The sequence below is a fragment of the Enterobacter cloacae complex sp. SHL018 genome (assembly GCF_049237905.1).
Taxonomy (GTDB): domain Bacteria; phylum Pseudomonadota; class Gammaproteobacteria; order Enterobacterales; family Enterobacteriaceae; genus Enterobacter; species Enterobacter hormaechei_C.
In genome coordinates this window covers 1-23,307 of the sequence record NZ_JBMKJE010000002.1, presented here as the reverse complement: position 1 = coordinate 23,307, position 23,307 = coordinate 1, and the positions used below count along the sequence as shown (strand labels likewise).

Sequence of the window (23,307 nt, the reverse complement as noted above, 5' to 3'; positions counted from 1 at the left end):
TTTATATACAGTAAAGTGCTGGATGCAAAATCAGAACAATTTTTTTGACCAGCCGAGCTTGGAGCTTAATGTGTTGAAATAGCTGTAATCTTTCGGGTGAATCAGGTTCAGATGGTAATCGCAGCGGCGAATGAGGACATCTTCACCTTCCTGAATGGGGAGCGCAATCTGACTGTCGCAGCTGATCTCCAGGTCGTTACGGCGATGGGAAAAACGCAGGCGGATGGTGCTGTCGCCGTTGATCACCAGCGGACGCGCCGAGAGCGTATGCGGGAACATCGGCACCAGGGTAATGGCATCCAGCGATGGCGTCAGGATTGGGCCTCCGGCTGAAAGCGAGTAGGCAGTTGACCCCGTCGGGGTTGAAATAATCAGCCCGTCAGAACGCTGCGAGAAAGCGAATATTTCGTCGATATAGACTTCGAACTCGATCATGTGCGCCACTTTACCGGGATGGAGAACCACCTCGTTAATGGCGGTGCTGATGCGCTTCTGGCAGTCCTGCTGACACACCTGGGCTTCCAGTAAAAACCGTTTTTCACTGATATAGTGGCCTTCCAGCACGTCCGCCAGCTGCTGCTGCGCATTGTCCGGGTCGAGGTCGGTCAGGAAACCGAGATTGCCACGGTTAATACCAATAACCTTAATATCATAGCGAGCCAGCGTTCGCGCCGCGCCCAGCATATTGCCGTCGCCACCGACCACCACGGCGAGATCCGCCTGCTGGCCAATTTCCGCCAGCGTGCCGGTTCTGACGCTTTTAAGCTGCAACTCCTGGGCGATCTGCTGCTCGACCATCACTTCATAGCCTTTACCACACAGCCAGCGATACAACATTTCATGTGTCGTCAATGCGGTAGGGTGACGCGGATGGCCGACGATCCCAATACACCTGAAATGATTATTCATTTTCTGGAGGTCCTTGTGCCTGATGAATGATGACAATCTGCCTTGTTCCCTTGAATCCAGGAAACTGATCCCCATAATAAGCGAAGTTAGCGAGATGAATGCAGAAAAACGCGGAGAAATTCATGAGTAGTAAAGAACAGAAAACGCCTGAGGGGCAAGCCCCTGAAGAAATTATCACGGAACAGCACGATGAAGTTGAGGCAGTAGAGCCAGACACGTCTGCTGAGCAGGTGGACCCGCGCGATGAAAAAATTGCCAACCTGGAAGCTCAGTTGGTAGAAGCGCAGAATCGCGAACGCGATGGCGTACTGCGTATCAAAGCGGAAATGGAAAACCTGCGCCGTCGTACCGAGCTGGACGTTGAAAAGGCGCACAAATTTGCGCTGGAGAAATTCGTCAACGAACTGCTTCCGGTGATCGACAGCCTGGATCGCGCGCTAGAAGTGGCGGATAAAGCTAACCCGGATAACGCGGCGATGATTGAAGGCATTGAGCTGACGCTGAAATCCATGCTGGATGTGGTGCGTAAGTTCGGTGTTGAAGTGATTGCCGATACGGATGTACCGCTGGATCCAAACGTTCACCAGGCCATTGCGATGGTGGAATCCGAAGACGTTGCCGCGGGTAACGTGCTGGGCGTGATGCAGAAAGGGTATACCCTGAACGGTCGTACTATTCGCGCTGCGATGGTGACCGTGGCGAAAGCGAAAGCATAACGTGCTGCCTGTAGTGCCGGGTGGCGGCGTTCGCCTTACCCGGCCTACATTTTATTCGGCGATACTTTCGCGTAAAGGTTTAACGGGCAGGACCTTCACCTGCTTAATCATGTTGTCCTGAACGTCCAGAATATCAATATCATACTGTTCAATGCGCACGCGCGTGCCTGCCGCCGGGATCTCTTCCAGCGCTTCCAGGATCATTCCGTTCATCGTCCGCGCTTCGTCTTCCGGCAAATGCCAGTTGAACGCTTTATTGATTTCACGAATGTTGGCGCTGCCGTCGATAAGCACTGACCCGTCGTTTTGCGGGGTGACTTCTTCCGCAAGGGAAGGCGACATTGACGTGGTAAAGTCCCCGACAATCTCTTCCAGAATATCTTCGACCGTCACCAGCCCCTGTATATCGCCGTATTCATCCACCACCAGGCCGACTTTCTTCTTGTTTCGCTGGAACTTCACCAGTTGCGTGCTGAGTGGGGTGCCTTCCGGCACGTAGTAAATTTCGTCGGCGGCGCGCAGCATCACCTCTTTGGTGAACTCGTTTTTCTCAGTCATCAGACGATAGGCCTCGCGCACGCGCAGCATGCTGATGGCATCGTCGAGGGAATCGCGATAGAGGACGATACGCCCGTGCGGGGAGTGTGTCAGCTGGCGGACAATGGCCTTCCAGTCGTCGTTGATATCAATCCCGACGATTTCATTGCGCGGCACCATGATGTCGTCAACGCTGACCTTTTCCAGATCCAGCACCGACAGGAGCATGTCCTGATTGCGGCGGGAGATCTGCGAGCGGGATTCATTCACGATGGTACGCAGTTCGTCTTTGCTGAGCGCGCTACTAATGGTGACGTCTGCCTTTATACCGACCATGCGCATCAGCACTCGTGTCACCATATTCAGCAGCCAGACCAGCGGCATCATCAGAATAAGCAGCGGTGCTAACAGGAAGCTGCTCGGGTAGGCGACTTTTTCCGGGTAAAGCGCGGCGATGGTTTTGGGCAGCACTTCCGCAAACACCAGCACCACAAACGTGAGCACACCTGTGGCAATCGCCACGCCTGCGTTGCCGTATAGACGCATCCCGACGATGGTGCCCAGTGCAGAGGCGAGAATATTGACCAGGTTGTTACCGATAAGCACCAGGCTAATCAGCCGGTCCGGCTTACGCAGAAGCTTTTCGACACGACGCGCGGCACGGTTACCCTGCTTGGCGCGATGGCGTAACCGGTAGCGGTTCAGCGTCATCATGCCGGTTTCAGAGCCAGAGAAATAAGCGGAGATGACCACCATGATGACCAGAATGACGATCAGCGTGGTGGTAGAGATGTGTTCCAGGGGGAACTCCTTTTGTTACTTAGCCAGCAAATTGCTGTATGAAGCGGCTACCAAAATAGGCAAGCGTGAGAATGCCCGCACCCGCTACGTTGAACCAGACCACGCGACGACCGCGCCAGCCTTCATGATAATGGCCCCATAACAGGACAATATAGACAAACCACGCGATGATGGAGAGGACCGCTTTATCGATATTCTCCACGCTGAACAGGTTCTTCATATAAAACAAGCCCGTGCACAGCGTCAGCGTCAGCAGAACCACACCGACCTGGGTGATGTGGAACATCTTACGCTCAATCACCATCAGCGGCGGCATTTCGTGGTTAAACGCCAGCTTTTTATTTTTCAGCTGGTAGTCAATCCAGGCGAGTTGCATGGCGTAAAGGGCGGCGATGATCAGCGTCGCGTAGGAGAACAGCGACAGGCCAATATGCACCAGCATCCCCGGCGTGGCTTCCAGGTGAGTAATAAACTCATTGGGCATGAACGTGGCTAACGCCAGGTTGATCAGCGCAAAGGCGTAGACTATCGGCAGCAGCAGCCAGCCACGGTTTTTAGACGCGACAATGGTCATGACCGTACAGATCATCAGGCTGACCAGCGAGCCGACGTTCAGTACGCTCAGATTCTGCACGCTGCCGTCGCCGGGAATGATGCGTGATTCCAGCGCAAACGCATGGCTAATCAGTGCGATCACTGCCGAAAGAATAGCCATGCGCCGCCAGCCGCTGTTTTTTTGCAGCAGGCCAGGAATGATCAGCGCGAGGCTGACAGAGTAGGCAACAAGGGCGATCAGTGCGAAAACAGGCATATAGGCGTCGACAGTTGTCTTAATAAGAAAGAGAAGCAGTATAACGTTACGTGACGCCTGCTCCAACCGTTGCATAACAACAAAGGCGCCTTCATGTTATACTCCGGCAAAATTCTGTGTATGTGTCGCCCAGGCGACCTAACGTTTCTACCCCAGGCGAGAGACAATGTTTGATAATTTAACCGATCGTTTGTCGCGCACGCTGCGCAACATCAGCGGCCGTGGACGCCTCACCGAAGAGAACATCAAGGAAACGCTGCGCGAAGTGCGCATGGCGCTGCTGGAAGCAGACGTCGCGTTGCCGGTCGTGCGTGATTTTATCAACCGCGTGAAAGAGAAAGCGGTTGGCCATGAAGTGAACAAGAGCCTGACTCCGGGTCAGGAGTTCGTCAAAATCGTCCGTAACGAACTGGTTTCGGCGATGGGTGAAGAGAACCAGGTGCTTAACCTGGCGGCTCAGCCGCCGGCCGTCGTGCTGATGGCGGGTCTGCAAGGTGCGGGTAAAACTACCAGCGTCGGTAAGCTGGGGAAATTCCTGCGCGAAAAGCACAAGAAAAAGGTGCTGGTGGTGTCGGCGGACGTGTATCGCCCGGCGGCGATCAAACAGCTGGAAACGTTGGCCGAGCAGGTTGGCGTAGACTTCTTCCCGTCCGACGTGGCGCAGAAGCCTGTCGACATCGTTAACGCGGCGCTGAAAGAAGCGAAGCTGAAATTCTACGACGTGCTGCTGGTGGATACCGCCGGTCGTCTGCACGTTGACGAAGCGATGATGGACGAAATCAAGCAGGTGCATGCCTCTATCAATCCGGTAGAGACCCTGTTTGTTGTTGACGCCATGACCGGTCAGGATGCGGCGAACACCGCAAAAGCGTTTAACGAAGCCCTGCCGTTAACCGGCGTGGTGCTGACCAAAGTCGACGGCGATGCCCGCGGCGGTGCGGCGCTCTCTATTCGTCATATCACCGGTAAGCCAATCAAGTTCCTCGGCGTGGGCGAGAAAACCGAAGCGCTGGAGCCGTTCCATCCGGATCGTATTGCCTCCCGTATCCTCGGCATGGGCGACGTGCTGTCGCTGATCGAAGATATTGAAAGCAAGGTTGACCGCGCGCAGGCGGAAAAACTCGCCAGCAAGCTGAAAAAGGGCGACGGTTTCGATCTGACCGACTTCCTTGAGCAGCTGCGTCAGATGAAAAACATGGGCGGCATGGCAAGCCTGATGGGCAAACTGCCAGGCATGGGCCAGATCCCGGACAACGTCAAATCCCAGATGGATGACAAAGTGCTGGTGCGTATGGAGGCCATCATCAACTCGATGACGCTGAAAGAGCGCGCGAAGCCAGAAATCATCAAAGGTTCCCGTAAACGCCGTATCGCAGCCGGTTGCGGCATGCAGGTGCAGGACGTTAACCGCCTTCTGAAACAGTTCGACGACATGCAGCGCATGATGAAGAAAATGAAGAAAGGCGGCATGGCGAAGATGATGCGCGGCATGAAAGGCATGATGCCTCCCGGTTTTCCTGGGCGTTAATCGCTTTTGAGATTGCTTTTTGCCCGAAAATGAGTAAAATTTTCGGGCTTTTAATATGACACCCGGGCTCCGTTCCTCGATGGGGCCCGGTTGTTTTATTCACACAAGAGGATGTTATGGTAACTATTCGTTTAGCTCGTCACGGCGCTAAAAAGCGTCCGTTCTACCAGGTTGTTGTGACTGACAGCCGTAATGCACGCAACGGTCGCTTCATCGAGCGCGTTGGTTTCTTCAACCCACTGGCCGCTGGCGCAGAAGAAGAAACCCGTCTGGATCTGGATCGTATCGCTCACTGGGTTGGCCAGGGCGCTACTGTTTCCGATCGCGTTGCTACGCTGATCAAAGCAGCAAACAAAGCAGCTTAATCTGTCACGGTGGTCATGATGAGCAATAAAGCACCTGTTGAACCGATCGTATTGGGAAAAATGGGTTCTTGCTACGGTATCCGTGGTTGGCTCAGAGTGTTTTCCTCCACTGAAGACGCTGATAGCATTTTTAATTACCAGCCCTGGTTTATCCAGAAAGCCGGTAAGTGGGAAGAGGTCGAGCTGGAAAGCTGGCGTCACCACAATCAGGACATCATCATCAAGCTGAAAGGCATTGACGATCGTGATGCCGCGAATGCGCTGACTAATTGTGAAATTGTTGTGGATTCGTCGCAGTTGCCACAGCTGGAAGAGGGTGACTACTACTGGAAAGACCTTATGGGTTGCCAGGTAGTGACCACTGAAGGCTACAGCCTGGGGAAAGTCATCGACATGATGGAAACCGGGTCAAATGACGTTCTCGTCATTAAGGCAAACCTGAAAGATGCATTTGGCATCAAGGAGCGGTTGGTTCCGTTCCTCGATGGACAGGTTATCAAGAAAGTCGATCTCACTACTCAAACCATTGAAGTAGATTGGGATCCTGGTTTTTAAATTCTCCGGATAAACGGTAAAAGACGGCGCTATGTGGATTGGCATAATTAGCCTGTTTCCTGAAATGTTCCGCGCGATTACCGATTACGGGGTAACTGGCCGGGCAGTAAAGAATGGCCTGCTGAGCATCCAGAGCTGGAGTCCTCGTGACTTCACGCACGACCGGCACCGTACCGTGGACGATCGTCCTTACGGCGGCGGACCGGGGATGTTGATGATGGTGCAACCCTTACGGGACGCCATTCACACAGCAAAAGCCGCGGCAGGTGAAGGCGCGAAGGTGATTTATCTGTCACCTCAGGGACGCAAGCTTGATCAAGCGGGCGTGAGCGAACTGGCGACGAATCAAAAGCTGATTCTGGTCTGTGGTCGCTACGAAGGGATAGATGAGCGCGTAATTCAAACCGAGATTGACGAAGAATGGTCTATCGGCGATTACGTTCTCAGCGGTGGTGAGTTACCAGCAATGACGCTGATTGACTCCGTTGCCCGGTTCATTCCGGGTGTACTGGGCCATGAAGCTTCGGCGACAGAAGATTCGTTTGCCGATGGATTGCTGGACTGTCCACACTATACTCGTCCTGAAGTGTTAGAAGGGATGGAAGTCCCGGCAGTATTACTGTCTGGAAACCATGCCGAGATACGTCGCTGGCGTTTGAAGCAGTCGCTGGGCCGAACCTGGCTTAGAAGACCTGAACTTCTGGAAAACCTGGCTCTGACTGAAGAGCAAGCAAAGTTGCTGGCCGAGTTCAAAACTGAACACGCGCACCAGCAGCATGAACATGATGGGAATGCGTAATACGCTCCCGAATATCAGTTTACCCAGGATAAGAGATTAAATTATGAGCAACATTATTAAGCAACTTGAACAAGAGCAGATGAAGCAGGACGTACCTTCCTTCCGTCCAGGTGACACCGTGGAAGTGAAAGTATGGGTTGTTGAAGGTTCCAAAAAACGTCTGCAGGCATTCGAGGGCGTGGTTATCGCTATTCGTAACCGCGGTCTGCACTCTGCATTCACTGTTCGTAAAATTTCCAACGGCGAAGGCGTTGAGCGTGTCTTCCAGACTCACTCTCCGGTAGTTGACAGCATTGCTGTTAAACGTCGTGGTGCTGTACGTAAAGCTAAACTGTACTACCTGCGTGAGCGTACTGGTAAGTCTGCTCGTATTAAAGAGCGTCTGAACTAAGATTCGCTTAAGCGACATCCTGTTAGAAAGGGCTGGCCGAAAGGCTGGCCCTTTTTTTATCCCATCGCACCTCTCGCGTTAACCCTTCCGTCATAAATCATTTACAATGTTCGCCTCTTGGGTGGAGGGTAAGTGGATAACGTACTGCATCAGCGTAACTGGAAACGCGCAGCGGCATTGACCGCGCTGTTTGCGATCCTGCTGATCGTCGTGGCGCCGCTGATCTCCGTCTCGCTGCAAAAAGATCCCATGAGCGCCATGCCGGGTATGCACCATGACATGAGCATGATGTCGATGGACGAGCATCATGGTGATATGCCGCATTCTATGCCAGTTGACCATGCGGAAGCATGCGGCTACTGCGTGCTGTTAGCGCATGTGCCGGGCGTGATGCTGGCGCTTATCGTTCTGCTCAGCGTGGTGTTGCAGCGGCTGCGCGTGAAACCGCCTCGTCAGGCGGTCAGCCACTGGCACTTTTTCCCCTGGCTTTACCCCGATACCCGCGCGCCGCCGCGTCGGTCTGCTTTCTCCCTTTAAAACAAAATCACTCACTTTTTGCCTTAAAAAGGAAAAGTATGACTACCTGCACTCCGCGCGCGGCATGGGGAAACCTGCTGCGTCGCCTCCATTTCTATATCGGGCTGTTTGTCGGTCCGTTTATCTTCTTCGCAGCGCTGACCGGAACGCTGTATGTCGCCACGCCGCAGCTTGAAAAGGCGCTGTACCATCATGCACTCCACACGGATGCCGTGGGTGAGGCGCAGCCTCTTGCTGAACAAATTGCCGTGGCGGAAAAGGCCGTGGGTTCAGCGCTGCGTTTACATGCTGTACGTCCGGGGCTGGAAGGGGGCGAAACGACCCGCGTGATGTTTGCCGACCCGGCGCTGGGTACCTCCGAGCATCGGGCTATTTTTATTGATCCCACCAGCCTTGAGATTCGAGGGGATATGACCGTGTACGGCACCAGCGGGATTTTACCGCTGCGTCAGACTATCGATTATCTGCATACCTCGCTGATGCTGGGCAACATCGGGCGGCTCTATAGCGAGTTAGCCGCCTCGTGGATGTGGGTTGCTGCCCTGGGCGGGATCGCGCTGTGGTTCTACACCCGACCGAAGCGCCGTATTAACAATCGTTTCCAGAATCGTCGTCGCCTGCATGTGATCTTAGGCTGGACGTTACTGGCGGGAATGCTGTTGTTCTCAGTCACCGGGTTAACCTGGTCACAATGGGCCGGTGGCAACGTCGATAAGCTGCGTGCAGAGATGAACTGGCTGACGCCGCAGGTAAACACCACCCTTTCCGGTGCGCCGGAAATGAGGGATGAACACGCCGAACATCGTGGTCATCACGGGGGAATGACGATGCCTGAAATGCCAGTCAAACTGTCGCTTTTTGACAACGTATTGCAGGTCGCCCGCCAGTCAGGGATTGATGCGAACAACGTTGAGATCCGTCCGGCAAGCAGGGTCGACCAGGCCTGGACGGTGACGGAAATCGATCGCCGCTGGCCTACGCAGGTTGATGCCGTTGCCGTGGATCCCCACTCACTGAAGGTGCTGGACAGCACTCGCTTCGGGGATTTCCCGCTGATGGCTAAACTCACCCGCTGGGGCGTGGATTTCCATATGGGGATCCTGTTTGGTCTGGCAAATCAGCTGCTGCTCATCGCGTTTGGCGTTGCGCTGTGTGTGTTGATTATCTGGGGATACCGGATGTGGTGGATGCGTCGCCCTGCAACGTCAGCCGCGAACCCGGTACAGACGCTCTGCCAAAGCTGGCTGGCATTGCCGCTGTGGGGAAGGGGAGTGTCGTTCCTGATAAGCCTCCTGCTGGGGCTGGCGTTGCCGGTAATGGGCGTCAGTCTGGCGGTCTTTATTGTGATTGACTGGCTGCGCTGGCGAGCGGTTTCAGGCGTGTCGCTCGCCGGAACATCCGTTAAATAGCCTTAAGGCGTGCTGATGACTACCGCAACCCGGCGGTTTTCAGCGCGCCCCTGCGCAGTGCGGTTGCTGCTGACAGGGTATTTTTTGCCTAAGCCCCGCGTAGTGAGATTGCTGCGCGGGATGTTCGCGCCCTTCGCCCAGGCATCCGCCACAACATTGGCACGTTTTAACGAAAGCGCTTCGTTGTAGCTCTCTTCGCCATAATTATCCGTATGGCCATCCATCCTGGCGTGGTTCAGACCGGTTGCCGCCAGGCGTGAGGCCATAGTCTGGATCTGCGTTTCACTTTCCGGGCGCAGCCTGGCGTCATTTTTATCAAACAGGATCTTATCCGACAGGCCCAGAGACCAGTCGCCATTCAGTTCGTTAAAGCCGTAGGATTTCATGGCCGCAATTTGCTCTGGCGTGAATTTCCCTTCAGGGGATGACTGGCATCCGGACATTACCAGTGATGCCAGTATTAACGGCGCAAAGTATCGCTTTAACATATCGTCTTCCTTTCAGGATATTGTTTTCGAACGCTGGTTTTTGACCAGATACATATTGCGATCGGCTTGCTCCAGTAATGCTTCAACGGAGGCATTTTCCCACGCCAGAGCAAAGCCAATGCTGAGGGACATTGATGCTGTGTGCCCGTTATGCAGATCAAACGGACGGATAAATTGCTGCGACAGCGCAGCGCAAATAAATTCGACCTCACGTGCGGTGTGGACGCCGTAAAGGATCATGGCAAATTCATCGCCGCCAAGACGGTAAGACTGATGACGTTTTTCGCCAAACTCGACCATCCTTTTGGCGGCTTCGATCAGTACGCAGTCACCTGCGGCATGACCCCAAATGTCATTGATAACCTTGAAGTTATCACCGTCCAGGAAGAGCAGGGCAGAATTGGTTTTTGCTGAAGCGTCGTTCATTAATGCCGCAATGTTGTTGCGAAACGCGGCGCGGTTTGCAAGCCCCGTGAGCGGATCGTGCATGGCGGTACGCAACAGTTGAGCGTTTTTCGCCTGTAGCTTGAGCTGCCACTCTTCCATTTCATCCAGCAGGCTGTTGAAGTCTTCACCAAACTGGTGGAACTCTTCAATGCGGCCTTCCGTTACCCGGCGAGAGAAGTTGCGGTTAGTGCGAACGTCATGCACAACGTCAGTGATGTTTTGCATTTCAACAACCATGCCATGATGTAGCGAGCGGGTGATGGTCAATGCGACGGCAGAGGCAAAAAGAATGCAGCCGGTGAGGACCGCAAATGAGAGCCAGATAAAGTGGCTAATCAGGCTGTCTCGCGCGGTCAGACGAATTTCGCCAATCACATTGCCATTATGTATGATGGGCTGTGCGACAGGAACAGGGAACAACCACCGGTTGACCAGCGCGCCCAGCGTGTCGGTATTATCCGCCGGGTTCCATGACCACCAGGCAAACCGTTTATGATGTGCGTTAAGCACTTCCGCCACGGCGAACTGCCCCTGCTTGCCGAGGGTCGCCAGCGTTTCATTTGCCGCCACGGCATCGTTGAACACCAGAGAGGCTTCAAGGCTGTGGCTCATGGTGGCGCCGGTAAGTTCGAGGTTTTTTTGCGCGTATTGCTTTAATGTCACCACGGAAGCGAAACACAGCAGCAACCATATAAACGTCATCGTTATAATGACGCTTATCATGCTGATTCGTCGCAACGTTCTTTTAAACGTCGGACGCGGTGTTGGTGCGACTTCCTTATTCATGCTTCTTATTCCGTGCGAGCATTAATACATCCGGATTGACTCTTACGCCACTGCGCGCCAGCGCATCCAGATTTACGGAAAACCTGACGAGGTTGTGCTCTATTATCAGACAAAATGCGCTGCCAATAACGCATTCAGGATTTTGTTCTGACATTAATAGCAACGCCTGGCCCTGATATTGATTTATTATTTCCTGTTGTTTTGCCGGCGACTCGCTCCCGAAATAGAGGGCATCACACCTTGCTGCGAGTGCTTCCCGATCGCTATGCACAATGACAGGACTATAGGGCAACGGGTTGTGTTCATCTTCACTGCTGAGCGCCTGTCTGTAATGGGAAGAGGCATAAATACAGAGCTTAGGCTGGCCGGACAGTGCTGGCCATCGGGTGTAGCTCACAATGCCAGAAACAATCGAACGTACTGATTTATCCGTTTCCGTGAACGAGCCTGCCGTTGCAGGGGCTACTAAAATGAACAGTATTAGCGCCAGGGGGAGTCGGAGCAAAGCGATCAAGATTGCATTTCTCATCAGAATCCGCCAAACCGCCCCGGAAATAGATGTCCTTAAGAATTGTCGGCAGAATACCATTGTTTATCAAAGCCGTCATTATGTCAGAAATATCCCTGTTTTGACCTAAGCTAAATCTTACAGTGAGCTATATTCAGAGGAATTAAGGCAGGCTCAATTAAGCCTGCTGGAACGCATACTTTCATCCAATCCTTGTTGCCAGGATTCATGCAGTTTTACTGCATTTTCAGTTGCATCGCAGCTGGCAGGAAATGATTTGCCCGCTAATCCCCAGGCGTGAATAAAGCCCTCTTCGCATATTTTTTTCTGTCCGTCAGCGTAGCCACGAAGATATTCCGCTCGATCAACCTGAGGGTCATTAAAACTATCGGCCAGAGCCTGGTTATCTTTAACCGGAACACCATTCATAGCGTCTTCTTTACCGGCCGTGAACCAGTCCGGCCTGGTCCAGTCAGGCTGAAAAGTATAAGGATTGATCTGGCAACCCGACAAAATCAGCGACAACAACATAAAAGCAATTGAACGCATGGCTATTCTCCTTTTTGTGAGCATAGCCTGGCTTACAGGCGTGCGTGTGTAATTTTAACTTTACGATTTTAGGCCATTATTTTTGCAATTAAAGGGCTGATGTAAAGTAATGTGTACGTATTTTGGATTGAAATCTTTACTTAATGTGATATCGTTGTGTCACCTCTTCGAGGAAAACCACTATCGCAAACGAGTTTGACAGGATCGCAATCATGCAAAAAGACGCGCTGAACAACGTACATATCACTGACGAACAGGTGTTAATCACCCCGGATCAACTGAAGGCGGAATTCCCGCTAAGCGTCGCGCAGGAAGCTCAGATTGAGCACTCGCGCCAGACCATTTCTGACATTATCGCTGGCCGCGATCCGCGTCTGCTGGTGGTATGTGGTCCTTGCTCTATTCACGATCCTGAAACCGCCATTGAGTACGCTCGTCGATTTAAAGCATTAGCGGAGGAGTTCAGCGATAGCCTCTATCTGGTGATGCGCGTCTATTTTGAGAAGCCACGTACGACCGTTGGCTGGAAAGGGTTGATCAACGATCCGCACATGGATGGCTCGTTTGATGTGGAAGCCGGCCTGAAGATTGCGCGTCGCCTGCTGGTAGAGCTGGTCAGCATGGGGCTGCCGCTGGCAACCGAGGCGCTGGATCCGAACAGCCCGCAGTACCTCGGCGATCTGTTTAGCTGGTCTGCGATTGGGGCGCGCACCACCGAGTCACAAACCCACCGCGAGATGGCGTCTGGCCTGTCTATGCCGGTTGGTTTTAAAAACGGTACCGACGGCAGCCTGGCCACGGCGATTAACGCCATGCGCGCCGCCGCCATGCCCCATCGTTTTGTCGGGATCAACCAGGCGGGCCAGGTATGCCTGCTGCAAACGCAGGGCAACCCGGACGGGCATGTGATCCTGCGCGGTGGTAAAGCGCCAAACTACAGCCCGGCGGATGTCGCGCAGTGTGAAAAAGAGATGGAACAGGCGGGACTGCGTCCGGCGCTGATGGTAGATTGCAGTCATGGTAATTCGAATAAAGATTACCGTCGCCAGCCTGCGGTTGCAGAATCTGTGATTGCTCAGATTAAAGATGGCAACCGTTCAATTATCGGCCTGATGATTGAAAGTAATATTCATGAAGGCAATCAGTCATCGGAACAGCCGCGTAGCGCGATGAAGCCCGGCGTCTCGGTCACCGATGCCTGCATTAGCTGGGAAACCACCGATGCGCTGCTGCGTGAGATCCACAAAGATTTGAACGGCCAGCTGGCGACGCGTCTGGCATAAGAGGGTAGTTATGGTTGCTGAATTGACCGCATTACGCGATCAAATTGATGAAGTGGATAAGGCGTTGCTGGATCTTCTGGCGCGCCGCATGGCACTGGTTGCTGAGGTCGGCGAGGTTAAAAGTAAATACGGCCTGCCGATTTACGTTCCGGAGCGTGAGGCCTCTATGCTCGCCTCCCGCCGTAAAGAGGCGCAGGCCCTGGGCGTATCACCTGATTTGATTGAGGACGTCCTGCGTCGCGTGATGCGCGAGTCCTATTCCAGCGAAAACGACAAGGGCTTCAAAACCCTCTGTCCGTCGCTGCGCCCTGTGGTTATCGTCGGTGGTGGCGGGCAGATGGGGCGTCTGTTTGAGAAAATGCTGACGCTTTCTGGCTATCAGGTGCGTATTCTGGAGAAAGAGGACTGGTCGCACGCGCCGGAGCTGATGAAAGACGCCGGAATGGTTATCGTCAGCGTGCCGATCCATGTGACGGAGCAAATAATCGCGAAACTTCCTCCGCTGCCGGAAGATTGCATACTGGTGGACCTGGCCTCCGTTAAAAATGGTCCGTTACAGGCAATGCTGGCGGCGCACACTGGCCCCGTGCTTGGGTTACACCCGATGTTTGGCCCGGACAGCGGAAGCCTGGCGAAGCAGGTAGTGGTTTACTGTGACGGACGGCAGCCGGAAGCCTACCAGTGGTTCCTGGAACAGATCCAGGTCTGGGGAGCACGTTTGCACCGCATTAGCGCGGTAGAGCATGACCAGAACATGGCGTTTATTCAGGCGCTGCGCCACTTTGCAACCTTCGCCTATGGGCTGCACCTGGCGGAAGAGAACGTTCAGCTTGAACAATTGCTGGCGCTTTCCTCGCCAATCTATCGTCTGGAGCTGGCGATGGTCGGGCGACTGTTTGCCCAGGATCCGCAGCTTTACGCCGACATCATCATGTCGTCTGAAAATAATCTGGCGCTGATCAAGCGCTATTATCAGCGTTTTGGCGAAGCGATCACCTTGCTGGAACACGGCGATAAACAAGCCTTTATCGACAGTTTCCGTAAAGTGGAGCACTGGTTCGGTGATTACGCCACGCGATTCCAGAGTGAAAGCCGCACGCTGTTGCGCCAGGCAAATGACAGTCGCCAGTAATGCGATGATGTATATACTGAAAGCCAGCAATGCTGGCTTTTTTCATTTTGGGGAACTGTCATGGCTGAACCGCAGCTGCTGTTGAACTATACCGGGCATCTGCCCGAATGCCCGACGTGGAGTGCAGACGAGAAGGCGCTCTACTGGGCGGATATCCTGGAAGGGGAGATCCATCGGTACCATCTGCCCACCGCGGAACACTCGGTGCTCTCATTCCATGAAGAAGTTGGGTGTTTTGCCCTGCGTGAACGCGGCGGATTTATCGTCGCGATGCGAAACGCCATCTGGCTGACCGATAAACACGGCCTGCTCCAGCGTAAGGTTTGCGATAACCCGTCCAACCCGCAGCTTGCACGCTTTAACGATGGCGGTACCGATCATCAGGGACGGTTTTATGCGGGCACGTTCTGGGGGCCGGGAGATTATAACGGCGCCATGCTGATGCGTATCGACAACGACCTGACGCCGCAAGTGATCCAGTGCGATATTCACGGGCATAACGGTTTAGCGTTTAGTCCTGATAAACGGTGGATGTTTACTTCTGATACGCCGAACGGCGTGATCTACCGTACGCCGCTTGATGAGCAGGGGGAACCCGGTAAGCGCGAAGAGTTTCGCCGGTTTAGCGAGGGAGAAGGTATACCCGATGGAGCGGCAATGGATGAGGAAGGCTGCTACTGGAGCGCACTGTTTGACGGCTGGCGTATCGCACGGTTTTCACCGCAAGGCGAACAGCTGGAAGAGTATCGGCTGCCGGTACGCTGCCCGACAATGGTCTGCTTTGGCGGCGACGATATGAAAACGCTGTTTATCACCACCACGCGGGAAAATATGGAGGCGGAGGAGCTGGCGAAATATCCGCTTTCCGGTGCCGTCTTCACCCTGCCTGTAAATGTGGCAGGGATGAAGAAAAGCCGCTTTATCGAACGTTAAGCCGGATCGACCGGGACCACGTTTTCGCTCGGATAGCAGCCCAGCACTTTCATGGAGCGTGTGATCTCGCCCAGTTCGCGCAGGGCTTTCTGCATGGATGCAGACTCCAGGTTGGCCTGAACGTCGAGATAGAACATCTCTTCCCACGGGTTGCCATGGATTGGGCGGGATTCCAGCTTCGTCATGATCAGGTTGTGATTACGCAGCACCAGCAGCGCTTCAACCAGCGCACCCGCCTGCTGGCCGGTCGCCATCAGCAGGGTGGTTTTCGCCGGGACCTGGTCCGACACGTTGATGGCCTTGCGGGCCAGAACCACGAAACGGGTGATATTCTGCGTCTGGTTGGCCAGATTGCGTTCCAGCACCTGTAAGCCATACAGCGCGCCGCCCGCTTCGCTACCGAGAGCCGCGACGGCAGAAGAGTTTGCCTGCGCCACTTTTTCCATCGCCGCCGAGGTGCTTTCGGTGTATTCAATTTTCCAGTGCGGATAACGGTTCAGGAACTGGCTGCACTGCTGGAACGGCTGCGGGTGGCTGTACACCGTTTCGATCTGACTCAGATCGGTTGAGCCAGAGACCAGCACGCAGTGATCGATAGGGATAGTCAACTCGCCGACTAACGACAGGCTGGTGTGCTGGAGCAGATCGTAAACATCGTTGATGGCGCCGGAACTGGTGTTCTCAATTGGCACCACGGCGTAATCGGCCTGGCCGGTTTCGACCTGGTTGAAGATGTCTGCAAATTTCGCGCAGCCGCTCTCAATAAACTCTTCGAAATGGCGGGCTGCGTACTGGCGAGCCGCCAGATGAGAATAGGAGCCTTTCGGGCCGAGGAAAGCGATACGAGCAGAGTGCGGGTTGGTTTTGTTCAGATGCTGCTGGAGCAGGGCTTGTTGCGTCAGAACGGAGTCTTCGATGATGAGCTGGAACAGGCGGGTGATGTAGTGCGCATCCAGATGATGCGCTTTGCCGAGTTGAATCAACCGTTCCAGTAAATCACGTTCGCGATCGATATCGCGCACCGGCCGATGGGACTCGAGCTTGGCTTTGCCCACTTCAACGGCGAGCGCGCGGCGTTCTGCCAGCAGGGCCAGTAATTTTTCGTCGAGTGCACTGATTTTTACGCGTAAATCCAGGAGCGGGTTTTCCGGTGTCATAGTGTTGTCTGTCTCATTTTATCGTTATCAATAAAAAAGGCCTCCCGGTGTGGGAGGCCTTGTTGTTCGTCTTCGCATTCTTTATCACACGACGAAACGCCTCCCGGTCAGGGGAAGGTAAAAAAGAATGCGAAGAAAAACGGCGTCTGTTTCATAAGGTCATCCTGAAATTGATAGGTTAAAGTACCTGCACTGTTTTGATCCTGTCAATAAAAAACGCGCCCGAAGGCGCGTTGTAGGTACACTCAATTTTAGAGGATTACTCTTCTTCAACTTCTTCCGCGAAGCTGGCGTCTTTCACCGAGGTTGCGGCGCGACGTGCTTCACCTTTGTGTTGCACTTTATTGAGCTGCCGTTCCAGCTTGTTGATCAAATCGTTAATTGCGGTGTACATATCCTCGTGTTTTGCGCTGGCGACCAGATGGCCGTTTGGAGTATTGATAGTTGCATCAGCGATGAAACCCTGCGGCTCCTTGGACAGGATGATATGTGGATTAATCAAATGTGTTTGCCATTTATCCAGTTTGGCGAGACGGTCTGCGACGTGCTGGCGGATTGCCGGAGTAATTTCCATTTGTTTACTGGTAATGTTCATTGTCATAAATTTTACCTCTTGTCTTTCCGTCTTGGTGATCCCAGCATACCCGACCTAATGTCAAAATGTGTGATTTAGATCACGTTATTTTGTCGGTTTTTGTCAGGGAATCTTTTTTGTGAGGCAGGGCAGGAAGAGGTGAGATTTACCTTGTCGAAGCCAACAATTGCGGTCATAGTTGAATGGATGTGTTGAAGCTAAACCGCTTCAGCGTAAGTGTGAAAGAATAAAAAAACGGCAGCCCGCGGCTGCCGTTATGCGTTGTAGCGGTATCAGGTGTTGCTGCTGTTCGCGGCGATGATTTTCGCCACTTTGTCAGCCTGAGCCGTCATCTGCATCTGGCGATACGCATTCTCCATCAGCTTAAGGCCATCACGCGTGGCCTGGGTATCCGGATAATCACGCAGCATGCCTTCTACTCGGTTAACCACGGCAACCCATGCGCCACGGCGGGTGTAGTATTCCGCAACGGAGTACTCATATTTCGCCAGACGATCTTTCAGGAACACCAGACGCTTAGTGGCATCGGTAATGTACTGGCTGTTCGGGTAGCTACGCACCAGTTTGGAGAAGTCATTGAAAGCATCACGCGCATGTTGCGGGTCACGGTCGGAACGATCCACCCCGAAGAAGCCCTGCAATGCACTATCATCCAGCGCCATGTTAGTCAGGCCGCGCATGTACATCACGTAATCGATGTTAGGATGGGTAGGGTTCAGACGCATGAAACGATCGATCGTTGCCTGAGCCAGCGGCAGATCGGCATTTTTGTAGTAGGCGTAGATAAGATCTAACTGTACCTGCTGCGAATACGGGCCAAACGGATAGCGATTATCCAACGCTTCCAGTTGCGTTATCGCCTGTTTCCAGTTACCGTCCTGCAACTTTTGTTGTGCAGTCGCATAGATTTCATTCGGCGGATTGTCAGGGACCTGTTCATTCGAACCGGAGCAGCCCACCAAAGCCAGGCTCAACGTGGCCGCTGCCACCAGATATTTCATGCGCGTCATGACGTTTTGACTTTCCTCAAATGTTTGTCCGGGAGAAACTCAGTTCCTGCTCCCGATTAAGACCAGCTACAATAGCACACTATATTAAACGGCAAAGCCGTAAAACCCAACGTTAAACGAAGAAGCAGTTTATGGCACAACGAGTAGAACTCACCGCAACAGTCTCCGAAAATCAGCTCGGTCAACGCTTAGATCAGGCTTTGGCCGAATTGTTCCCTGATTATTCGCGTTCACGCATAAAAGAATGGATCCTTGACCAGCGCGTGCTGGTAAACGGCAAGATCTGGGACAAACCAAAAGAGAAAGTGTTTGGTGGGGAAGCTGTCGCCATCAATGCTGAAATCGAAGAGGAAGTCCGCTTCGAGCCGCAGGATATCCCGCTGGATATCGTCTACGAAGATGACGACATTCTGGTCATCAACAAGCCGCGCGACTTTGTTGTTCACCCGGGCGCGGGCAATCCTGACGGTACGGTACTTAACGCTCTCCTTCATTATTATCCGCCGATTGCCGATGTACCGCGTGCCGGTATCGTTCACCGTCTGGATAAAGACACCACGGGTCTGATGGTGGTGGCGAAGACGGTTCCCGCCCAGACTCGCCTGGTGGAATCGTTGCAACTGCGCGAAATCACCCGTGAGTATGAAGCGGTGGCGATTGGTCATATGACCTCTGGCGGCACGGTGGAAGAGCCTATCAGCCGTCACCCAACCAAGCGTACGCATATGTCCGTACACCCGATGGGCAAACCGGCGGTAACCCACTACCGCATCATGGAACATTTCCGTATTCATACGCGCCTGCGTCTGCGTCTGGAAACCGGGCGTACTCACCAGATCCGCGTGCACATGGCGCATATTACCCATCCGCTGGTGGGTGACCCGGTTTACGGCGGTCGTCCGCGTCCACCAAAGGGCGCATCGGATGAATTCATCTCCGTGCTGCGTAAATTCGATCGCCAGGCGCTGCATGCGACGATGCTGCGTCTTTATCACCCAATTACTGGAATTCAGATGGAATGGCATGCGCCGATCCCACAGGATATGGTGGAACTTATCGACGCGATGCGCGCAGATTTCGAAGAACATAAGGATCACGTGGACTGGTTATGACCAAACTGATTGTCCCGGAGTGGCCACTGCCTGAAGGCGTGGCCGCCTGTAGTTCAACCCGTATCGGTGGCGTGAGCCAGGGCGCGTGGGAGTCACTGAACCTCGGTGCGCACTGTGGTGATAACCTGGAGCACGTTGAAGAGAACCGTAAACGCCTCTTTGCTGCGGGAAACCTTCCTTCAAAACCGGTCTGGCTTGAGCAGGTGCACGGTAAAGCGGTGCTGAAGCTGACGGGGGAGCCCTATGCGTCTAAGCGCGCCGATGCTTCGTACAGCAATACGCCGGGAACGGTTTGCGCGGTGATGACTGCTGATTGCCTGCCGGTGTTGTTCTGCAATCAGGCAGGGACTGAAGTGGCTGCTGCCCACGCCGGATGGCGAGGCCTGTGCGAAGGCGTGCTGGAAGAGACCGTTGCCTGCTTCCATGACGATTCTGCAAATCTCATCGCCTGGCTTGGCCCGGCGATTGGCCCGCAGGCGTTTGAGGTCGGGCCCGAAGTGCGCGATGCCTTTATGGAAAAAGATCCGCAGGCGGTCGAAGCGTTTGTGGCTTCCGGAGATAAATATCTGGCCGATATTTATCAGCTTGCCCGCCAGCGCCTGAATAACGTCGGCGTGACCCAAATCTTCGGCGGAGATCGCTGTACCTTCAGCGAAAAGGGTGATTTTTTCTCCTATCGCCGCGACAAGACGACAGGTCGTATGGCAAGTTTCATTTGGCTGATATAACCTAAAGAATCAAGACGATCCGGTACGCGCTGTTTTCTTTTCACATAATTCAGGTTATTAACCTTGAATAATTGAGGGATGACCTCATTTAATCTCCAGTAGCAAATTTGACCTGTTATGGGAGGAGTTATGCGTCTGGATCGTCTTACTAATAAATTCCAGCTTGCTCTCGCCGATGCCCAGTCCCTCGCACTGGGGCACGACAACCAATTTATCGAACCTCTTCATTTAATGAGCGCCTTGCTGAATCAGGAAGGGGGATCGGTACGTCCTTTATTAACGTCCGCTGGCATTAATGCCGGCCAGTTACGCACCGCCATCGATCAGGCGCTGAGCCGTTTACCGCAGGTAGAAGGTACCGGCGGCGACGTGCAGCCGTCGCAGGATCTGGTGCGCGTGCTGAACCTTTGCGACAAGCTGGCGCAAAAACGTGGGGACAACTTTATTTCGTCAGAGCTGTTTGTTCTGGCGGCGCTTGAATCACGCGGTACCTTAACCGACCTGCTGAAATCCGCCGGTGCAACCACCGCTAATGTGACCCAGGCGATTGAGAAAATGCGCGGAGGTGAAAGCGTGAACGACCAGGGAGCCGAAGACCAACGTCAGGCTTTGAAGAAATTTACGGTCGACCTGACCGAACGTGCCGAGCAGGGCAAACTTGACCCGGTAATCGGCCGTGACGAAGAAATTCGTCGGACTATCCAGGTACTGCAACGTCGTACCAAAAACAACCCGGTGCTGATTGGTGAGCCTGGCGTCGGTAAAACCGCCATCGTTGAAGGGCTGGCGCAGCGTATCGTTAATGGCGAAGTGCCCGAAGGGCTGAAAGGCCGTCGCGTACTGGCGCTGGATATGGGCGCGCTGGTGGCCGGGGCGAAATACCGCGGTGAATTTGAAGAGCGTCTGAAAGGCGTGCTGAACGATCTGGCGAAACAGGAAGGTAACGTCATTCTGTTTATCGACGAACTGCACACCATGGTGGGGGCGGGTAAAGCTGACGGCGCAATGGATGCCGGGAACATGCTGAAACCTGCGCTGGCGCGTGGTGAACTTCACTGCGTTGGCGCCACTACGCTGGACGAGTATCGTCAGTACATTGAAAAAGATGCCGCGCTGGAGCGTCGCTTCCAGAAGGTGTTTGTCGCTGAACCAAGCGTTGAAGATACCATCGCCATTTTGCGAGGACTGAAAGAGCGTTATGAACTGCACCATCACGTGCAGATCACTGACCCGGCCATCGTTGCGGCGGCGACGCTTTCGCATCGTTACATTGCCGACCGTCAGTTGCCGGATAAAGCCATCGACCTTATCGATGAAGCGGCGTCCAGCATCCGTATGCAGATTGACTCGAAACCGGAAGAGCTGGACCGACTCGATCGCCGCATTATCCAGCTCAAGCTGGAACAGCAGGCGCTGAACAAAGAGTCTGACGAAGCGAGTAAGAAACGCCTCGATATGCTTAACGAAGAACTGGACGAGAAAGAGCGTCAGTATTCTGAGCTGGAAGAAGAGTGGAAAGCTGAGAAAGCCTCACTCTCTGGCACCCAGACAATCAAGGCGGAGCTGGAGCAGGCGAAAATTGCCATTGAGCAGGCCCGTCGCGTAGGAGATCTGGCGCGGATGTCCGAGCTACAGTACGGCAAGATCCCTGAGCTGGAAAAACAGCTTGAGATCGCCACGCAGTCGGAAGGCAAAACCATGCGTCTGTTGCGTAATAAAGTGACGGATGCCGAGATTGCCGAAGTGCTGGCGCGCTGGACGGGTATTCCTGTGGCTCGCATGATGGAAAGCGAACGTGAGAAACTGCTGCGTATGGAGCAGGATCTGCATCAGCGCGTCATTGGACAGAACGAAGCGGTCGAAGCGGTATCTAACGCCATTCGTCGTAGCCGTGCGGGGCTGTCCGATCCGAATCGTCCAATCGGCTCGTTCCTTTTCCTGGGGCCAACCGGTGTCGGTAAAACCGAGCTGTGTAAAGCGCTGGCTAACTTTATGTTCGACAGCGATGACGCGATGGTGCGTATCGATATGTCCGAGTTTATGGAGAAACACTCCGTCTCGCGTCTGGTCGGTGCGCCTCCGGGATATGTCGGTTATGAAGAGGGCGGTTACCTGACGGAAGCGGTTCGTCGTCGTCCTTATTCCGTCATCCTGCTGGATGAAGTGGAAAAGGCTCATCCTGACGTGTTTAACATTCTGTTGCAGGTGCTGGATGATGGGCGTCTGACGGACGGGCAGGGAAGAACGGTCGACTTCCGTAACACGGTGGTGATCATGACCTCGAACCTGGGTTCCGATTTGATTCAGGAACGCTTCGGTGAGCTGGATTACAGCCATATGAAAGATCTTGTGCTGGGGGTGGTCAGCCAAAACTTCCGTCCGGAGTTCATCAACCGTATTGATGAAGTGGTCGTGTTCCATCCGCTGGGCGAGAAACACATCGCGTCGATTGCGCAGATCCAGTTGCAGCGTCTGTACAAACGTCTGGAAGAGCGTGGGTATGAAATCCACATTTCCGACGATGCGCTGAAGCTGCTGAGCGAGAATGGTTACGATCCTGTTTATGGTGCGCGTCCGTTAAAACGTGCTATCCAGCAGCAGATCGAAAACCCGCTGGCACAGCAAATCCTCTCTGGGGAGCTGGTTCCGGGCAAAGTTATTCGTCTGGAAGCCAACGACGATCGCATTGTGGCAGTGCAGTAAGTCACAAAACGCAAAAACGGGCCGCTTGCGGCTCGTTTTTGTTTAAAAACCAGGCGAAAATTGAGGTCTGGGATGTGATTTGCCTGGAAAATGAGCGGTCAGTAAATAATTTTCACTTTATCCTTGCAGGTTCGGAATTACTCCCTATAATGCGCCTCCACTGACACGGAACAACGGCACGCAAGCCGCCGGGTCAGCAGAGAAAAGCAAAACAAACGCTTGACTCTGAAGCGGGAAAGCGTAATATGCACACCCCGCGCCGCAGCGAAAACGAAGCGGCACTGCTCTTTAACAATTTATCAGACAATCTGTGTGGGCACTCAAAGTGACATGGATTCTTAACGTCGCAAGACGAAAAATGAATACCAAGTCTCTGAGTGAACACGTAATTCATTACGAAGTTTAATTCACGAGCATCAAACTTTTAAATTGAAGAGTTTGATCATGGCTCAGATTGAACGCTGGCGGCAGGCCTAACACATGCAAGTCGAACGGTAACAGGAAGCAGCTTGCTGCTT

At 53.7% G+C, this 23,307-nt stretch carries 25 protein-coding genes, 1 rRNA gene and 1 other annotated feature; of the genes, 15 read left to right on the top strand and 11 right to left on the bottom strand.

Annotation, left to right across the window (positions count from 1 at the left end; translation table 11 throughout):
* Nucleotides 1-30: 30 nt before the first annotated feature.
* The gene (gene nadK / locus ACOTY5_RS09925) at nt 31-909 is read right to left on the bottom strand and encodes an NAD(+) kinase (RefSeq protein ID WP_017383004.1); all 879 of its coding nucleotides are present in this window, start codon (nt 907-909) and stop codon (nt 31-33) included.
* Nucleotides 910-1,031: 122 nt separating this feature from the next.
* On the opposite strand from nadK, the gene grpE reads away from it, so the two are divergent.
* Nucleotides 1,032-1,625, top strand: a complete 594-nt coding sequence (grpE, locus tag ACOTY5_RS09920) for a nucleotide exchange factor GrpE (RefSeq protein ID WP_003863126.1) — start codon at nt 1,032-1,034, stop codon at nt 1,623-1,625.
* A 51-nt stretch (nt 1,626-1,676) separates the two neighbouring features.
* On the opposite strand, the gene ACOTY5_RS09915 is transcribed toward grpE, so the two are convergent.
* The gene (locus ACOTY5_RS09915) at nt 1,677-2,963 is read right to left on the bottom strand and encodes an HlyC/CorC family transporter (protein ID WP_026094274.1); all 1,287 of its coding nucleotides are present in this window, start codon (nt 2,961-2,963) and stop codon (nt 1,677-1,679) included.
* A gap of 19 nt (nt 2,964-2,982) precedes the next feature.
* Complete coding sequence (locus tag ACOTY5_RS09910) at nt 2,983-3,774, bottom strand: cytochrome C assembly family protein (protein WP_014832951.1); 792 nt, start codon at nt 3,772-3,774, stop codon at nt 2,983-2,985.
* Between the two features lie 166 nt (nt 3,775-3,940).
* On the opposite strand from ACOTY5_RS09910, the gene ffh reads away from it, so the two are divergent.
* The 7 genes from ffh (at nt 3,941) to ACOTY5_RS09875 (ending at nt 9,358) form a co-directional block, all read left to right on the top strand.
* Nucleotides 3,941-5,302 (top strand): signal recognition particle protein, encoded by a 1,362-nt coding sequence (gene ffh / locus ACOTY5_RS09905; RefSeq protein ID WP_003863132.1) that lies wholly within the window; start codon nt 3,941-3,943, stop codon nt 5,300-5,302.
* Nucleotides 5,303-5,418: 116 nt separating this feature from the next.
* Nucleotides 5,419-5,667, top strand: a complete 249-nt coding sequence (gene rpsP, locus ACOTY5_RS09900; RefSeq protein WP_003863133.1) for a 30S ribosomal protein S16 — start codon at nt 5,419-5,421, stop codon at nt 5,665-5,667.
* A gap of 15 nt (nt 5,668-5,682) precedes the next feature.
* Complete coding sequence (gene rimM, locus ACOTY5_RS09895; protein WP_015571575.1) at nt 5,683-6,222, top strand: ribosome maturation factor RimM; 540 nt, start codon at nt 5,683-5,685, stop codon at nt 6,220-6,222.
* 31 nt (nt 6,223-6,253) lie between these two features.
* Nucleotides 6,254-7,021: a tRNA (guanosine(37)-N1)-methyltransferase TrmD gene (gene trmD, locus ACOTY5_RS09890; protein ID WP_014832949.1), complete on the top strand. Its 768-nt coding sequence runs from the start codon at nt 6,254-6,256 to the stop codon at nt 7,019-7,021.
* Between the two features lie 43 nt (nt 7,022-7,064).
* Nucleotides 7,065-7,412, top strand: a complete 348-nt coding sequence (gene rplS, locus ACOTY5_RS09885) for a 50S ribosomal protein L19 (RefSeq protein ID WP_002914145.1) — start codon at nt 7,065-7,067, stop codon at nt 7,410-7,412.
* A gap of 132 nt (nt 7,413-7,544) precedes the next feature.
* Nucleotides 7,545-7,949: a DUF2946 domain-containing protein gene (locus tag ACOTY5_RS09880; RefSeq protein WP_023304265.1), complete on the top strand. Its 405-nt coding sequence runs from the start codon at nt 7,545-7,547 to the stop codon at nt 7,947-7,949.
* Between the two features lie 38 nt (nt 7,950-7,987).
* Nucleotides 7,988-9,358 carry a PepSY-associated TM helix domain-containing protein gene (locus ACOTY5_RS09875; RefSeq protein WP_023304264.1) on the top strand — a complete coding sequence of 457 codons (1,371 nt, stop codon included), beginning with the start codon at nt 7,988-7,990 and terminating at the stop codon, nt 9,356-9,358.
* Nucleotides 9,359-9,360: 2 nt separating this feature from the next.
* On the opposite strand, the gene ACOTY5_RS09870 is transcribed toward ACOTY5_RS09875, so the two are convergent.
* From ACOTY5_RS09870 to ACOTY5_RS09855, 4 genes are all read right to left on the bottom strand, one after another.
* Nucleotides 9,361-9,846 (bottom strand): OmpA family protein, encoded by a 486-nt coding sequence (locus tag ACOTY5_RS09870; RefSeq protein ID WP_017382956.1) that lies wholly within the window; start codon nt 9,844-9,846, stop codon nt 9,361-9,363.
* A gap of 12 nt (nt 9,847-9,858) precedes the next feature.
* Nucleotides 9,859-11,079, bottom strand: a complete 1,221-nt coding sequence (dgcN, locus tag ACOTY5_RS09865) for a diguanylate cyclase DgcN (protein WP_045141908.1) — start codon at nt 11,077-11,079, stop codon at nt 9,859-9,861.
* Nucleotides 11,072-11,608, bottom strand: a complete 537-nt coding sequence (locus ACOTY5_RS09860; RefSeq protein WP_032619208.1) for a YfiR family protein — start codon at nt 11,606-11,608, stop codon at nt 11,072-11,074. The genes dgcN and ACOTY5_RS09860 overlap by 8 nt, the downstream gene beginning before the upstream one ends.
* A 153-nt stretch (nt 11,609-11,761) precedes the next feature.
* Nucleotides 11,762-12,136: a DUF2799 domain-containing protein gene (locus ACOTY5_RS09855; RefSeq protein ID WP_032649145.1), complete on the bottom strand. Its 375-nt coding sequence runs from the start codon at nt 12,134-12,136 to the stop codon at nt 11,762-11,764.
* 212 nt (nt 12,137-12,348) lie between these two features.
* Between ACOTY5_RS09855 and aroF the strand changes: the two genes are divergently transcribed.
* Genes aroF through ACOTY5_RS09840 form a run of 3 tightly spaced genes read left to right on the top strand, consistent with a single transcriptional unit; the run spans nt 12,349 to nt 15,484 of the window.
* The gene (aroF, locus tag ACOTY5_RS09850) at nt 12,349-13,419 is read left to right on the top strand and encodes a 3-deoxy-7-phosphoheptulonate synthase AroF (RefSeq protein WP_421631904.1); all 1,071 of its coding nucleotides are present in this window, start codon (nt 12,349-12,351) and stop codon (nt 13,417-13,419) included.
* Nucleotides 13,420-13,429: 10 nt separating this feature from the next.
* A complete protein-coding gene (tyrA, locus tag ACOTY5_RS09845) occupies nt 13,430-14,551 on the top strand; it encodes a bifunctional chorismate mutase/prephenate dehydrogenase (protein WP_006811631.1) in 1,122 nt (373 codons plus the stop codon).
* Between the two features lie 60 nt (nt 14,552-14,611).
* Complete coding sequence (locus ACOTY5_RS09840; protein ID WP_045141909.1) at nt 14,612-15,484, top strand: SMP-30/gluconolactonase/LRE family protein; 873 nt, start codon at nt 14,612-14,614, stop codon at nt 15,482-15,484.
* On the opposite strand, the gene pheA is transcribed toward ACOTY5_RS09840, so the two are convergent.
* The 4 genes from pheA to bamD form a co-directional block, all read right to left on the bottom strand.
* Nucleotides 15,481-16,641: a bifunctional chorismate mutase/prephenate dehydratase gene (gene pheA / locus ACOTY5_RS09835; RefSeq protein ID WP_015571567.1), complete on the bottom strand. Its 1,161-nt coding sequence runs from the start codon at nt 16,639-16,641 to the stop codon at nt 15,481-15,483. The genes ACOTY5_RS09840 and pheA overlap by 4 nt on opposite strands.
* A 30-nt stretch (nt 16,642-16,671) precedes the next feature.
* Nucleotides 16,672-16,797, bottom strand: a sequence feature (Phe leader region).
* Nucleotides 16,749-16,796: a pheA operon leader peptide PheL gene (pheL, locus tag ACOTY5_RS09830; RefSeq protein WP_100229775.1), complete on the bottom strand. Its 48-nt coding sequence runs from the start codon at nt 16,794-16,796 to the stop codon at nt 16,749-16,751. (Overlaps the previous feature by 48 nt.)
* Nucleotides 16,798-16,900: 103 nt before the next feature.
* Complete coding sequence (gene raiA, locus ACOTY5_RS09825; protein ID WP_003863162.1) at nt 16,901-17,242, bottom strand: ribosome-associated translation inhibitor RaiA; 342 nt, start codon at nt 17,240-17,242, stop codon at nt 16,901-16,903.
* Nucleotides 17,243-17,508: 266 nt separating this feature from the next.
* Nucleotides 17,509-18,246 (bottom strand): outer membrane protein assembly factor BamD, encoded by a 738-nt coding sequence (gene bamD / locus ACOTY5_RS09820; RefSeq protein WP_003863164.1) that lies wholly within the window; start codon nt 18,244-18,246, stop codon nt 17,509-17,511.
* Between the two features lie 131 nt (nt 18,247-18,377).
* Here bamD and rluD point away from each other — a divergent pair, with 131 nt between their 5' ends.
* From rluD to ACOTY5_RS09800, 4 genes are all read left to right on the top strand, one after another.
* A complete protein-coding gene (rluD, locus tag ACOTY5_RS09815; protein ID WP_017383977.1) occupies nt 18,378-19,358 on the top strand; it encodes a 23S rRNA pseudouridine(1911/1915/1917) synthase RluD in 981 nt (326 codons plus the stop codon).
* Nucleotides 19,355-20,086 (top strand): purine nucleoside phosphorylase YfiH, encoded by a 732-nt coding sequence (gene yfiH / locus ACOTY5_RS09810; RefSeq protein ID WP_045141910.1) that lies wholly within the window; start codon nt 19,355-19,357, stop codon nt 20,084-20,086. Before rluD ends, yfiH begins: the two co-directional genes overlap by 4 nt.
* A gap of 129 nt (nt 20,087-20,215) precedes the next feature.
* Complete coding sequence (gene clpB, locus ACOTY5_RS09805) at nt 20,216-22,789, top strand: ATP-dependent chaperone ClpB (protein WP_017692862.1); 2,574 nt, start codon at nt 20,216-20,218, stop codon at nt 22,787-22,789.
* A 426-nt stretch (nt 22,790-23,215) separates the two neighbouring features.
* A 16S ribosomal RNA gene (locus ACOTY5_RS09800) occupies nt 23,216-23,307 on the top strand; the annotation flags it as partial.